Raw genomic sequence first — 14,434 nt, 5'->3', positions numbered from 1 at the left:
GAGTGAGCAAACATACATGGTTCAAGGAATTCTCCATTCCCACGTATGAGCAATGGCGGGAAGCGGCAGAAAAATCGCTAAAGGGTGCATCCTTTGATGCCAAGCTACTGACGCATTCGTACGAGGGGATTGTTCGTCAGCCAATCTATCGGCACGAAGATGTCAAAACATTGCCGCATCTGGAAGCGCTACCAGGAGAAGCGCCTTTTCATAGAGGGAATCAGCAACCCGGCGAGCAAAAGGAACACAAATGGCATGTCTGTCAGGAAATCAACGCAACGAACGCCAAGACATTCAATCAGGCAGCCGTAGACGATCTAGGACGCGGGCAAACCATGCTGCCACTGATGGTGGATCAAGCGACATTGGCTGGACTTGACCCTGACGAAGCAATGCCAGATACGATTGGACACAACGGCGTATCGGTTTTTTGTCGGGAGGATGTAGAGCAGGCATTTCAAGGGGTGAAGCTGGCAGACATTCCTCTTTACGTGAACACGGGAGCACTTGGCTTGCCCATTCTTTCGCTCATTTTGGCACATGTTGAAGCGACAGGCCAACAAGCCTCCGAGCTGCGCGGTTGCATCGGGCAAGACCCAGTAGCGGTTTTGCTCACCGAGGGCAAGCTTCCTTGTTCCTTGCAGACAGCTTATAACGCCATGGCTAGCGCGACGAAATGGGCAGTAGAGCATGCACCTGCGCTACAAACGATCATGGTTCAGGCCAATCCTTATCAGGACGGCGGCGGTAACGCAGTAATCGAACTGGCTTTTTCATTGGCTACTGGGATCGAATATTTACAAGCCATGCTTGAGCGGGGATTGTCCATCGAGGAAGTAACCCCACGGATGCAGTTCTCTTACTCGATTGGCTCAGATGTCTTCATGGAAATCGCCAAGCTACGCGCGGGAAGAATGCTCTGGTCAAATATCGTGGCGGCCTACGGTGGATCAAAGGAAGCCCAAAAGATGACGATTCACGCCAGAACTTCGGCCTGGACGAAGACGATCTATGATCCGTATGTCAATATGCTGCGTTCCACGACAGAAGCTTTCTCAGCCGTTATTGGTGGAGCAGATAGTCTGCATATATCCGCATTTGACGAAGCAATCCGCCCTGCCAATGAGTTTTCAAGAAGAATCGCCAGAAATACGCAAATCATTTTGCAAGAAGAAGCCCATTTGGGAAAAGTGATCGACCCTGCGGGGGGTTCCTGGTACGTAGAATGGCTCACAGATGCATTAGCGAAAAAAGCATGGGAGCTGTTTCAGCAGGTAGAAGCACAAGGTGGCATGCTGAGCGCATTAGAAGCAGGCTTCCCACAAGGCTTGGTCGCACAGATAGCCGATCAAAAAGCAGCGAGCATCGATACGCGTAAAAAGCTTTTGGTTGGAACTAACATGTATGCCAATACGGCGGAGCAGCCACTGCAAGCCGAGAGTCTTTCGAATATTCATGAAGAGCGTGCCGCTGAAGTCCGATCCCATCGGATGAAACAGAACGCGACTCACCTCTCCGTCGCGCTTGATGAGTTGGCGAAAAATACCGATGAGCTCGTGGCATGTGCAGTAAAAGCAGTGCTTCATGGAGCGACTGTGGGCGATATTGCAAAAGCCATGAGACGTGAAGATTCAGGGGAGACAATCATCCAGCCACTGCGTATTCACCGGGCATCCGAACGCTTTGAAGCCCTCCGGATGCAGGCAGATGATTTCTTGAAAACAACAGGAAAAAGACCGCCAGTGTTTTTGGCGACGATGGGACCAGTGGCAAAGCATAAGGCTCGTGCGGATTTTGTGTCAGAGTTTTTTGCGGTTGGCGGCTTTGAAGTAGCTCGCCAGCAAGCATTCTCTACACCTGAAGAGGCGATAGAAGCTGCGGTGGCATCGGGTGCGAAGATCACGGTCATTTGTTCGGACGATGCGAGCTATCCACAGCAGGTTCCACCATTGGCTCAAGCAATCAAGCAACGTGTACCTCAGATGACGGTTTTGTTGGCTGGCTTGCCTGACGGGGAGCAGCTGGCTGTTTATAAAGCAGCAGGTGTAGATGATTGCATCCACATGCGCTCCAATTGCTACGAGATGCTGCGAGAACTTCAGGAGCGGATAGGAGTGAGCTCATAATGAAGCGACCTGATTTTTCAAAAATGGCTTATCAGTCCAAAAGAGATGTGTCTGATTTGTTCCCTCAACTGGGTGTAAACCCACAAGAAAAGGAGCAGATGTGGCAGACGCTGGAGCAGATTCCTGTAAAGCCTCTTTACACGATGGAAGATGTGGAAGGAATGGATCACCTCGGCTACATGCCTGGCTTGCCACCGTATACGCGCGGCCCGTATCCGACGATGTACGTGACTCAGCCATGGACAGTTCGCCAATATGCCGGATTTTCTACGGCAGAAGAGAGCAACGCTTTTTACCGACGGAATCTGGCTGCGGGACAAAAAGGGCTGTCGATTGCCTTCGACCTCGCGACGCATCGCGGTTATGACTCCGATCATCCCCGGGTTGTCGGTGATGTCGGGAAAGCAGGTGTGGCCGTTGATTCCATTCTCGATATGAAAATTTTGTTCGATGGCATTCCCCTCGATAAAATGTCCGTCTCCATGACGATGAACGGAGCGGTTTTGCCGATTATGGCGTTCTATATTGTGGCAGCGGAAGAGCAAGGGGTATCGCAGGCGGAGCTAACTGGAACGATTCAAAATGACATTTTGAAGGAATACATGGTTCGGAATACTTACATTTATCCGCCAGAAGCGTCAATGAAGATCATTTCCGATATTTTTGCCTACACTTCTCAGCACATGCCCAAATTCAACAGCATCAGTATTTCAGGCTACCACCTGCAGGAAGCGGGTGCGACCGCTGATATTGAATTGGCCTACACCTTAGCAGATGGCTTGGAATACGTTCGCACGGGTCTTGCAGCCGGTATTGACATCGATGCGTTTGCGCCACGGTTGTCATTTTTCTGGGCGATTGGCATGAACTACTTCATGGAAGTGGCGAAAATGCGTGCAGGTCGCTTGATTTGGGCCAATCTGATCAAACAGTTCCATCCGAAAAACGAAAAGTCGATGGCACTGCGGACGCATTCGCAAACGTCCGGTTGGAGTTTGACGGAGCAGGACCCGTATAACAACGTTGTGCGGACGTGTATCGAAGCGATGGCCGCGGCTCTCGGGCATACCCAATCTCTGCACACGAACGCACTGGATGAAGCGATTGCGTTGCCGACCGATTTTTCAGCCAGAATCGCGCGTAATACGCAGTTGTTTTTGCAGGACGAAACAGAGATAACCAAGGTCGTCGATCCGTGGGCTGGTTCCTACTACGTAGAGTCCTTGACTGCGCAGCTCGTGGAAAAAGCGTGGGCGCACATCGAAGAGATCGAAGCACTTGGCGGTATGGCAAAAGCAATTGAGACGGGATTGCCGAAAATGAAGATCGAGGAAGCAGCTGCACGCCGTCAGGCACATATCGATTCGGCAAAAGAAGCCATTATTGGCGTGAACAAATACCGTCTGGACAAGGAAGATCCGCTGGAAATTCTCGAAGTCGACAACACAGCTGTCCGGGAAGCACAGATCAAACGATTGCAGGAGCTGCGCAATAACCGGGATGAGACGAGAGTGCAAGCAACTCTTCAAGCCATTACGGAATGCGCCAAAACGGGCAAAGGCAATTTGCTGGAGCTTGCCATCGAAGCGGCACGGGCAAGAGCTTCGTTGGGTGAAATATCCGATGCATATGAAAAGGTCGTGGGTAGGCACAAGGCGGTCATCCGCTCGATTAGTGGCGTCTACAGTTCCGAATACGCAGATGCCGACGAGGTAGCGGCTGTGCGCAAGATGGCAGACGAATTTGAGCAATGGGAAGGCAGACGTCCCCGTATTATGATCGCGAAAATGGGTCAAGACGGACATGATAGGGGCGCGAAAGTGATTGCTACCGCTTTTGCCGATTTGGGTTTTGACGTGGATATCGGTCCGTTGTTCCAGACACCTGAGGAAACAGCGAAACAAGCGGTAGAAAATGACGTGCATGTAATCGGCTTTAGCTCGCTTGCGGCCGGACACAAAACGTTGCTGCCACAACTGGTGGAAGAGCTCAAGAAGCTGGGACGGGAGGATATTGTCGTCGTCATAGGTGGTGTTATTCCGGCGCAGGATTACGCCTTTTTGCGAGAACATGGTGCGGCAGCTATCTTTGGGCCAGGAACAGTCATTCCTGTAGCAGCCCAACACGTTTTGCAAGAGATCGTGTATCGCCTGGAGGCTGCTGGACAATGACCGGGGGCAAGGCTGACAAGAATTTGTTGAACGTTACCTCCAAGGCACGCCTCCCACGCTTAACGGTGGATCAATACGTCACAGGCGTACGAGATAATAACCGAACGATTTTGGCGCAGGCAATCACGTTGGTCGAGAGCAATGCTGCCGCCCATATGGATATGGCCCAAGAGGTGATCAAACAGCTGCTTCCTCATACAGGTCAATCCATACGCATAGGTATATCTGGTGTGCCAGGTGCGGGCAAGAGCACGTTCATTGAAGCATTCGGCAGTATGCTTTGCGAAAAAGGTCATCGTGTCGCTGTTTTGGCCGTCGATCCGAGCAGTACAGTTACACGCGGGAGCATTCTCGGCGACAAGACGCGAATGGAGCTGTTGTCACGCAATCCACATGCCTTTATCCGACCGTCTGCCACGGGAGGCACGCTAGGCGGTGTCAATCGGAAGACACGGGAAACGATGCTGATCTGCGAGGCAGCAGGCTATGACGTGATTTTGGTCGAGACGGTCGGGGTTGGTCAGAGTGAGACGACAGTCCGATCAATGGTCGATTTCTTTTTACTGCTGATGTTGACCGGCGCGGGCGATGAACTGCAAGGAATCAAAAAAGGCATCATGGAAATTGCGGATGCGCTTCTGATCAATAAAGCCGATGGGGAAAACCGCACACGTGCCTTGATCGCCAAAGGTGAATACAATCGCGTTCTGCATTACTTGCAGCCAGCAACCACTGGCTGGGAGACGAAGGCATATATGTGTTCCTCTCTGACAGGGGATGGCATTGAGGAGATATGGGAAGTCATCGGTCAATTTCGTGAAAGCACCATCCAATCGGGCAGCTTCGATACAAGGCGCAAAGCGCAGCTACTCGATTGGATGCACAGTATGGCTCAGGACTACTTGCGCGCGACCTTTTTCGGCAACCAGCAAGTAGCCGAGCTGCTCCCCTCCATTGAAGGAGCCGTAGCGAGTGGCGAGATTTCACCGACGAGCGCTGTACAGCAATTAGTGGCGATCTATGAGAATGCGATCATGAAAAAGGAATAGAGAGATGGTGGCCCTTATGAGCAGCAATATGTACGAAAAAATTGATGAATTGATGGAACGCAAATATAAAATCCAGCTAGGCGGCGGTGATGCTCGCATCGATGCCCAGCATAACCGAGGCAAGCTGACTGCACGCGAGCGGATTGAGCTACTGCTTGACCCAGACACCTTTATGGAGCTGAACCCGTTTGTTGAGCATCGTGCCACGCATTTTGGTCTCGACCAGATGGAGGCACCTGGCGAAGGCGTCGTGACGGGCTACGGAAAAATCAACGGTCGTCCTGTCTATTTGTTCGCGCAGGATTTCACGGTGTTTGGCGGTGCTCTGGGTGAGATGCACGCGATGAAAATTGCCAAGGTGATGGACCTGGCAGCGAAAAACGGCGCTCCCTTTATCGGACTGAACGACTCTGGCGGCGCACGTATCCAAGAAGGGGTAAGCTCTCTGGATGGCTATGGCACGATTTTTTACCGCAATGCCATTTACTCTGGCGTCATTCCGCAAATTTCTGTCATCCTCGGTCCATGTGCGGGAGGAGCGGTATACTCTCCAGCGATTACGGATTTCGTATTCATGGTAGAGAAGACGAGCCAAATGTTCATTACAGGTCCAAAAGTGATCGAAACCGTTACCGGTGAAAAAATATCCGCGGAGGATCTAGGCGGAGCCAAAGTCCATTCGACGGTGAGTGGCAACGCCCATTTTACGGGAGAAACCGAACAGGAAGTATTGGAGGGAGTGCGCAGGCTGCTCAGCTTCCTGCCACAAAACAATCGTGATCGCGCTCCTGTGATAAAAGCAGAAGAGAATAATGGTTGGCAAGAAGAGCTCCTGGAGCTCGTACCTGCTGAAAGCACGAAAGTATACGATGTGCGCAAGGTCATCGGAAAAATCGTGGATCACGGTGATTTCATGGAAGTACAGCCGAACTTCGCCCGCAATATCGTTATCGGCCTGGCGCGTATCGATGGACACAGTGTCGGCATTATCGCCAACCAGCCAAAGGTCATGGCAGGCGGACTAGACATTCATTCATCAGATAAGCTGGCACGCTTCATACGCTTCTGCGACTGCTTCAACATTCCGCTGTTGACCTTTGAAGATGTCTCTGGCTTTTTCCCGGGAATCAATCAGGAGCACGGAGGAATTATCCGTCACGGCGCGAAAATCTTGTATGCATACTCGGAAGCAACGGTTCCCAAAATCACCGTGATTCTGCGCAAAGCTTACGGCGGTGCTTATGTAGCGCTCAACTCCAAATCCATTGGAGCAGATATCGTGTATGCTTGGCCGAATGCAGAAATCGCCGTTATGGGTCCTGAGGGCGCTGCCAACGTCATTTTTGCAAAGGAAATCGAACAAAGTGAGGACCCTGCTGCGATTCGCGCAGAGAAAATTGCCCTCTACCGAGAAAAGTTCGCTAATCCATATGTCGCGGCAAGTCTCGGCATGGTGGATGATGTCATCGATCCGCGCGAAACCCGACAAAAGGTCACGCAAGCCTTGGAAATGCTCAGAAACAAACAGGAAGATCGTCCGTACAAAAAGCACGGGAACATCCCATTATAAAAGAAAGGAGTCCTTGCTATGAAACTGCATGAACTGCGTGAATTCATCAAGCTGGTGAATCAGTCTTCCATTGAGGAGCTGGAATGGGAGAAGGGGAAGACTCGAATCGTCATAAAGAAAAGCGCACCAGTCGAGGTCGTGGCTGTCAATGCGCCTGTACAGGTGGGCGAAGTGGAACATGGTTATCAGGAGGCAGCTGCCACTGCTGAGCCCGTCAATGTTGTTCCTGAGGCACCCGAGGAAGTGACACAGCAAGTCATGTCTCCAGGAGTAGGACTGTTCTATGCGGAAGTGACAGTAGGACAGACGGTTCAAGCAGGCGAAAAGGTTGGACGCTGCACGGCTGATGCTCTTCAGCTCACTACCGACATTACATCTTCCGTGAGCGGCATTATCACGGAAATTCTCGTCGAGGACGGTCAATTTGTCGATTACGGAAAAGCATTGCTCGTTGTCAAAACTCAGTAAAAAGGAGCGCGCCTATGTTTACGAAAGTATTGATTGCCAATCGCGGCGAAATCGCTGTCCGGATTATTCGCGCTTGTCAGGAATTAGGGATACGTACAGTCGCTGTCTTTTCTGAGGCGGATCGGGAAGCATTGCACGTAGAATTGGCAGATGAAGCTTATTGCATCGGACCTACGGCGTCCAAGGACAGCTATTTGAACATGGCACGGATTATGACGGTCGCTCTTCACACGAAGGCCGACGCTATCCATCCGGGCTATGGCTTCTTGGCGGAAAATGCATCGTTTGCCCAGCTTTGCCAAGATTGCTCGATTACCTTTATCGGTCCCGATCCCGATGCGATCACAAAAATGGGTGACAAAGCCGTAGCAAAAGCAACGATGAGCCAAGCGAATGTTCCATTAGTTCCGGGCACAGACGGATTGATTGATGACATCGATGAGGCATTGCAGGTGGCACAGAAAATCGGCTATCCTGTCATCGTAAAAGCAACAGCTGGAGGTGGCGGCAGAGGCATGCGTGTCGCTTTTGACGCAGATGAATTGTCCAAGGCGATTCGGCAAGCCCAGAAAGAAGCAGAGACAGCATTCGGCAACGCCGGCGTGTACTTGGAAAAATACGTGGAAGAGCCGCGGCATGTGGAAATACAAATCATGGGCGATAAGCATGGCAACGCTGTGCACTTGGGCGAGCGGGACTGCTCTATCCAACGTCGTCATCAAAAGCTGGTAGAGGAAGCGCCATCCCCGGCGCTGGACCAAACGCTGCGCGAGCAAATGGGGCAAGCTGCAGTTGCGGCAGCCAAAGCAGTTTCGTACCACGGAGCGGGTACCGTTGAATTTTTGCTAGACAAGCACGGCCAGTTTTACTTCATGGAAATGAATACAAGGATTCAAGTAGAGCATCCTGTGACAGAGATGATTACAGGGATTGACTTGATCAAAGAACAAATATATGTCGCAGCGGGCAATCCGTTATCCTTCTCACAAGAAGACGTGAAAATCAACGGATGGGCAATCGAATGCCGTATCAACGCGGAGAATCCTGCGAAAAACTTCATGCCATCACCAGGGAAGGTCCTCAATTACTTGCCGCCTGGAGGTTACGGTGTGCGCGTGGACAGTGCGGTTTATCCCGGTTACGAAATTTCTCCCTTCTATGATTCGATGGTCGCCAAGCTGATCGTTTGGGGAACGGATCGCAACGAAGCATTGGCTCGTATGAAGCGGGCGTTAGGTGAGTTTGTCATCGAGGGCGTGCATACGACGGTTCCATTCCATGAGAAGTTGCTAGAGCACCCCGATTTTGTCGGAGGGAATTTCGCTACGAACTTCTTGGAGAAACATACACTGGAATTGTAATGAAAGATATGACAGAACAAGCTGCGGGGTTATCGTGGCTTGTTTTTCTTCATAATAAAAAGAGAACAACCGCGAAAAGGAGCCATGTAAATGAGCGATTACTCAATGATTGCACTAAAAATGACCAGAAATTTTGATGTCCCGCCTGAAAAAGTGTTTGATGCATGGCTGAATCAGGAGATAATGAAAAAATGGTTGTTTACATTGGAACGAACAAATAAAGTGGCACAAAACAATCCTCAAGTAGGGGGAACATGGGAAATTGTTGATCATCGAGACGGGAAAGATTATCATGCGATCGGAGAGTACATCGAAATTGATCGTCCAAACAAAATCGTCTTTACGTTTCAGATGCCCCAGTTTAGCGAATCAACCGATACCGTAATCGTGGAGCTAAGAGACACGCAGCATGGCTGTGAAATGACTTTTACGCAAACATCTTCGTTTTGCATGAAGAAAATTGGTCGCAAGCAGATATCGAGAAAGCGTTGAAAGAATACCACGATGGTTCGGAACATGGCTGGAATCTCATGTTCATGGGTCTAAAGGAATTAGTGGAAACAGGAAAAATTAGTTATCAAGGTTAAATGTGTATATGCGTATAAAGAGGGGGATAGAGACTTTCGGAAGTCTCTGTCCCCTTTTGCGCGTACATCGGATATTATTTCAACTCGTCAAGAAAGCTCTTTACAGCCCGATAGTATCCGTCAGGGTCCGTAGAATGGATATCATGCCCACACTCAGCAAAACTTTCGAGCTTTGTGTTTGGCCTTTGGGTCACCATACGATCGGCTTGATTTTCATCCAATACAAAGCTTTTTTTGCCATGAATCAGCAAGATCGGGCAAGAAGACGCTAGCCAGTCGCTCCACCATTCCCCGTCAATGTGTCGTTGAGAAATAGGCATGCCTTTTAAGTCAGAACGGAATCCCCAGCCTTGTTCATCCTCAAACACGCTTTCCGAAAAATAATCGATCGCACGAACGCCGACTTCTTCGAGTGATTTCCTGAGATCGTGTAAGGAAGGGGAGCGATGTGGGAGTTTTTCTGCAAAAGATAAGTCGGCCTTAATTTCTACTCCGATATCTTCCACAATGACTGCGTTCACAAGCTCAGGGTAACGAGCTGCAAATTGATACGCGTTAACACCTCCTAAAGAATGCCCGACAATCGTAACAGGGGCTCCATCGAGAACGGTCTTACTAAAGGCGAGAATATCATCGATGTAGCTTTCACGTGAATAATCCTTATTTGGGGCATGCTCACTCCAGCCGTGACCACGTTGATCCAATCCAATCACGCGCCAATCTGTGAATCTGGAAGCAAACGCTGTGAAGGTTCTTGCATCATTCATATGACCATGCAGCAGGAGCAAAACTCTCTGACTGTCACCGCCAAAATCAAGATAAGATAGTTTTACGTTACCGGATTGGAAAAATTTTCTCGTTCCTGTACCGTTTTCTTGTGGATGAAGCATACATTATTTCCTCCTTTTTATGACCAGCATCATGTCCAACTCGACTTCTCCTTCACAATAACAGATAATAGTGACAGGAATTGTCATAATCAAAAATTTGGAGAGTTAAGCCATGCCGAAATCAAAAAGACTGTTGGAAATGATGATGACTGTCAACCGGAAGCGCAAGTTTACGGTAAAGGAGCTTGCTGACGAATTTGGCGTTTCAGGGCGAACGATCCTAAGGGACCTGCAAGAGCTAAGTGAGTTAGGGGTACCTTTGTACTCCGAAGTGGGACCGCATGGCGGATACCATGTTTTGAAGGAAAGGATTTTGCCGCCTATTGCATTCTCAGAGGAAGAGGCGGTCGCAATCTTTTTCGCGATCCAGGCTCTTCGACACCATTCATCTCTGCCGTTTAAGACAGAATCCTCTTCGGCATTGAACAAATTTTATCAATTCATGCCACCGGATATTCGTGAGCGCATTGACCAAATGAAACGCCGTGTTGATTTCGTGACACCAAAGCGGCAAGCCAGTTCTCCGCATTTATCCATTTTGCTGGATGCCGCCATCCACCAAAAAGTACTCGGCATCACTTATGAATCGCGCGGACAACAATCCAAGCGGGATATACAGCCGATTGGAATCTATACGAAAAACGGTTTATGGTACAGCCCGGCTTATTGTTATCAATATCAAGATTTTCGTGTGTTTCGTTGTGACCGTATCCATTCCGCCGAACAATCGGCAGCGAAGCCGTTGGATCTTCGTGACATTCACTTGGAAAATCGCCAAATCAAAACAGGCGTGGATCAAGACACGGTCCACTTATTTGCGGAGCTGACCACTGAAGGTGTGCAGGCTTGTGAGGCTGAACATTGGCTAGCATCCATGCTGCATGTACGGCAGGATGGAAGTGGTTGGTTGGAAGGAAATGTAGCGAGAAGTGATATCTTATATTTTGTCAAGTTTTTGATTGGGTTGGGGAAAGAAGTGACTGTGCAGCATTCACCTGAAATATTGGACGGCATAAAAGCGTATTTGGCAGAACTGATAAGCATGTACGCGGGAATGAGGAGGTAGCTATGGCATTACCCAAAAAAGGTACGCGGGGTATAACGGTAGGAGAGCAGCGATATCGTTGGGTCATCACCCCAGCAGCGAAGGGGCTGCTCGCTTTGACGATTCAGCACAATGAAGGTATGGGGCAATTGATTCGCGTGTATGTAAAATCAGATGTGAATGATTTTTGGGCGGAGTTCCCAAATGTGCAACTGTTTGACATGAGAGTGATAAAGCCAGCTGACGTCGCGGCTATCATCGAAGAGGCGATCAAGCTGGGATGGCAACCTGACAAAAAGGGGGCACCTTTGAGCTTTGACCTCATCGGTAGCACGCTCGTCAAAAAAGGAGATACATAGTAAATCGGAGAATGCCAGCCATCCAATTGAAAGAGAAGCTGGCAGATGAACTGGATAGGAGTTGATCATCATGTGTCGATATGGAATGTATGGTCCATACAAACAAATATACGCCTGCTTTACTTGCCGAAAAGTGTTCAAGCAAACCTCCAAGTATGAGTTGACGGAGGAAGAATGGAACAAAATTAAGCATAGCTGTCCGCAATGTGGTGAGGGAATGAAGGAAATGGGGCATGATTTCAAGGCTCCAAAACAAACTAATGTGAAGCAGTGGAAGAAGGTTGAAATCCTCTTTCAGCATGGATTTAGCTATCATTCCTGTGGCTGTGGTGGCCCAGGCTACCGCCCAGCCCAATTAAATGAAGTGAACGAATTTCTCGAAAAGAACAAGCGGTTCAAAACAGAGGGAGAGAAATTGCTGAATAGACTCACAGTAAGGGTGTAAAAACGAGCAGGGGGCGGGGGCAGCTTGGCAAGTGGTGCTTTACTAAAACGACTCGGAACTCGACAAATTACGTTGATTAGCTGCTTGATGACAGCGGTAGCCTTTGCCGCTTGGACTCGGTGCTGGCTCTGTTGATGCATCACTGAACCATTATGTCGCCACGCATTATCAAGCACATCATATGAGCTGGCTGCATTGCTTCTGGGGTGTAGGTGCTAATTTCTAGCGTGTACGCTTCCTTTTTGGAAACGGATGGAGAACATGCAGGGTGCATGGGGCACGCGCTATTTTACGATAGCATGTTTTGCAAAGCTTTTCTGTATAAAGAAAGGGGCACTTGGTCGCCGCTTATGTAATAAAAAACGGTCATCCCATTCTCTAAAGCAAGAATGGTCCATGCTATTTCATCCGAGGATAGAGTAGAGTCACTTTCTTTTGGCATCAATGTCTGAATCGCCTTGGAAAGATGCTGCACCGACTCTATGACCATGTTCGACCACTTCTGGCGGACTGACTCTTCGCGCATGGCATAAAGCAAAAATTCCAGGTTCAGCATGCTCCACGTTCGATTTTGTTGCTGAACGGACATAAAATAAGCGTCCATGGCATCTATAAAATGCGATAATGATGGCTGGTGATCAATTACGTGATGGATATTGGAAACATGTAATTGCATCTGACTTTCCAAGATAGCGAGAAAGAGATCTTCTTTGGACTGAAAATGAGCATAAACAGCTCCTTTGGTAAATCCAGCATGGTCTGCGATTTTATCAACAGAAGCCCCGTGGAAGCCTAACTGAGCAAAGGTCTCAATGGCTGAGTCTATCAGCAATTGCCTTGTTTCCTGTTTACGTTCTGCTTGGGTTAATCTGCGTCTGTTCATTCGTCCTCCTCCTTCTCTTGACAATCATACCATATAGAATTAACATTCCATATAGTATTTAAATCCTTATCGGTATGTAAGATACAAATGGCAGTTTTGTAGGATTTAACCGTCTACTATGTCATGCTATTTTGGAGTACGATAGAATAGATCATCTAGTAAGAGGGGACAGTGTACGAATGCAGAGGGAAGAAAGCGTTGCAACGCGGAATCGGCCTATGTCCAATATTTTGGCACAAACGGTTAAAACGGGGATTATCAAATCGAATCTGATTCCGATGTTTGCCGGATTAACATTGGCTTTATATACGTATCACTTCAGTCTAATAGATAAGCTGACAGAAATCTTATTTGCTACGATTGGCTCTATTTTAATCATGGGCGCAGCAGGTGCCTTTAATAACGTGTATGATCGCGATATCGATTCTGTCATGGAACGGACGAAAAACAGACCTACGGTGACAGGGGACATATCAACGAAGACGGTTTTATGGCTCGCCTCCCTGATGACGATTTTTGGCTTGGTAGCTCTCGTCTTGGCATCACCGTTGGCTGCAATTATGGGTTTTCTCGGACTGTTTTTTTATGTTGTGCCTTATACGATGTGGACCAAAAGAAGAACGGTTTACAATACGGAGGTAGGAAGCATTTCTGGCGCTATGCCGCCGCTCATCGGTTGGGCTGCCATTCACCCAGACATCACGCATCCTGCTATCCTTGGTCTCTTTATCATCATGGTTATTTGGCAAATGCCTCATTTTTATGCGATTGCGATTCGCAAGCATGATGAGTACAAGGCGGCGGGGGTTCCTATGTTACCCGTGGTCAAAGGTGCACGACGTACCTACATTCAAACAAATGTTTATTTGGTTGTTTTAATTGCAAGTAGCTTTTTATTCTGGTCATTAAGCGCGGGCCTTACGATGATGGCCCTGCTTCTGAATATTTTATGGCTGGTTCTGAGTGTATTTGGATACCGGAAAATGGATTCGCAGAAATGGTCAAAAACGATGTTTATTTATTCGTTGATTCATATGACAGTGCTGTTCTCGACGGTGATTATTTACTCGCTGATGGGTATTATCTTCAAACTGTAATCGACTAAAATGGCTTTTTTATATCAGGCTGCCTTCTAATGGAGGTAGCCTGATTTATTATTGCGTCAGAAACGATAAACGACTTCGGATGATGAAAGATAAAAAAGGATAGTGACTGTTTGTGTCGAATGTACAAAATTAGAAAAAACTGTATATGCCTCGTTTGGTGATGGCTAATGCCATTGAAAAGGGAAAGTGGTGCAAATCCACTGCAGTCCCCGCTACTGTAAGCATGGACATAGCTCAAAAAATCCACTGGTAATCGTGCTGGGAAGGATGGGTTATGGAAGAAGTGTAAGCCAGGAGACCTGCCAAACAATGAGGTTACCTCCTTTTGCGGATTGGACAGAAGTGAGGGCATTTACTATGTTTATTTATTGTGA

The 14,434-nt window shown here is 48.6% G+C and carries 12 protein-coding genes, 2 pseudogenes and 1 riboswitch; of the genes and pseudogenes, 12 read left to right on the top strand and 2 right to left on the bottom strand.

Annotated features, from left to right (window positions below; translation table 11 throughout):
• Positions 1-2: 2 nt before the first annotated feature.
• The 7 genes and pseudogenes from C7R93_RS02685 (at position 3) to C7R93_RS02655 (ending at position 9,332) form a co-directional block, all read left to right on the top strand.
• On the top strand, positions 3-2,126 hold the full coding sequence (locus C7R93_RS02685; RefSeq protein WP_106837351.1) for a methylmalonyl-CoA mutase family protein: 2,124 nt from the start codon (positions 3-5) through the stop codon (positions 2,124-2,126).
• Entirely contained in the window at positions 2,126-4,297 is a 2,172-nt protein-coding gene (gene scpA, locus C7R93_RS02680) for a methylmalonyl-CoA mutase (RefSeq protein WP_106837350.1), read from the top strand. The genes C7R93_RS02685 and scpA overlap by 1 nt, the downstream gene beginning before the upstream one ends.
• Positions 4,294-5,346 (top strand): methylmalonyl Co-A mutase-associated GTPase MeaB, encoded by a 1,053-nt coding sequence (meaB, locus tag C7R93_RS02675; protein ID WP_106837349.1) that lies wholly within the window; start codon positions 4,294-4,296, stop codon positions 5,344-5,346. The genes scpA and meaB overlap by 4 nt, the downstream gene beginning before the upstream one ends.
• Positions 5,347-5,350: 4 nt before the next feature.
• Positions 5,351-6,916, top strand: a complete 1,566-nt coding sequence (locus C7R93_RS02670) for an acyl-CoA carboxylase subunit beta (protein WP_106837348.1) — start codon at positions 5,351-5,353, stop codon at positions 6,914-6,916.
• Positions 6,917-6,934: 18 nt separating this feature from the next.
• Positions 6,935-7,384, top strand: coding sequence for an acetyl-CoA carboxylase biotin carboxyl carrier protein (locus C7R93_RS02665; protein ID WP_106837347.1), 450 nt, complete (start codon positions 6,935-6,937; stop codon positions 7,382-7,384).
• A gap of 14 nt (positions 7,385-7,398) precedes the next feature.
• The gene (accC, locus tag C7R93_RS02660) at positions 7,399-8,745 is read left to right on the top strand and encodes an acetyl-CoA carboxylase biotin carboxylase subunit (RefSeq protein ID WP_106837346.1); all 1,347 of its coding nucleotides are present in this window, start codon (positions 7,399-7,401) and stop codon (positions 8,743-8,745) included.
• A gap of 90 nt (positions 8,746-8,835) precedes the next feature.
• Positions 8,836-9,332 (top strand): annotated as a pseudogene (locus C7R93_RS02655) (SRPBCC family protein).
• Positions 9,333-9,406: 74 nt separating this feature from the next.
• Here C7R93_RS02655 and C7R93_RS02650 read toward each other — a convergent pair.
• Complete coding sequence (locus tag C7R93_RS02650) at positions 9,407-10,222, bottom strand: alpha/beta fold hydrolase (protein WP_106837345.1); 816 nt, start codon at positions 10,220-10,222, stop codon at positions 9,407-9,409.
• A gap of 112 nt (positions 10,223-10,334) precedes the next feature.
• On the opposite strand from C7R93_RS02650, the gene C7R93_RS02645 reads away from it, so the two are divergent.
• The 4 genes and pseudogenes from C7R93_RS02645 to C7R93_RS30545 all read left to right on the top strand — a co-directional run.
• The gene (locus C7R93_RS02645) at positions 10,335-11,288 is read left to right on the top strand and encodes a helix-turn-helix transcriptional regulator (protein WP_106837344.1); all 954 of its coding nucleotides are present in this window, start codon (positions 10,335-10,337) and stop codon (positions 11,286-11,288) included.
• A 2-nt stretch (positions 11,289-11,290) separates the two neighbouring features.
• Positions 11,291-11,626, top strand: coding sequence for a hypothetical protein (locus C7R93_RS02640; protein WP_106837343.1), 336 nt, complete (start codon positions 11,291-11,293; stop codon positions 11,624-11,626).
• Positions 11,627-11,696: 70 nt separating this feature from the next.
• Positions 11,697-12,071, top strand: coding sequence for a hypothetical protein (locus C7R93_RS02635; protein WP_106837342.1), 375 nt, complete (start codon positions 11,697-11,699; stop codon positions 12,069-12,071).
• A gap of 6 nt (positions 12,072-12,077) precedes the next feature.
• Positions 12,078-12,288, top strand: a pseudogene (locus C7R93_RS30545) (MFS transporter); the annotation flags it as partial.
• 72 nt (positions 12,289-12,360) lie between these two features.
• On the opposite strand, the gene C7R93_RS02625 reads toward C7R93_RS30545, so the two are convergent.
• Positions 12,361-12,954, bottom strand: a complete 594-nt coding sequence (locus tag C7R93_RS02625) for a TetR/AcrR family transcriptional regulator (protein ID WP_106837341.1) — start codon at positions 12,952-12,954, stop codon at positions 12,361-12,363.
• 179 nt (positions 12,955-13,133) lie between these two features.
• On the opposite strand from C7R93_RS02625, the gene cyoE reads away from it, so the two are divergent.
• Positions 13,134-14,051 (top strand): heme o synthase, encoded by a 918-nt coding sequence (gene cyoE, locus C7R93_RS02620; protein WP_106837340.1) that lies wholly within the window; start codon positions 13,134-13,136, stop codon positions 14,049-14,051.
• Positions 14,052-14,198: 147 nt separating this feature from the next.
• A riboswitch (cobalamin riboswitch) is annotated at positions 14,199-14,381 on the top strand.
• The last annotated feature ends 53 nt before the right edge of the window (positions 14,382-14,434 follow it).

Origin of the sequence: Brevibacillus fortis (genome assembly GCF_003013395.1) — a bacterium.
Taxonomy (GTDB): domain Bacteria; phylum Bacillota; class Bacilli; order Brevibacillales; family Brevibacillaceae; genus Brevibacillus; species Brevibacillus fortis.
This window is presented reverse-complemented; position numbering and strand designations above follow the sequence as displayed.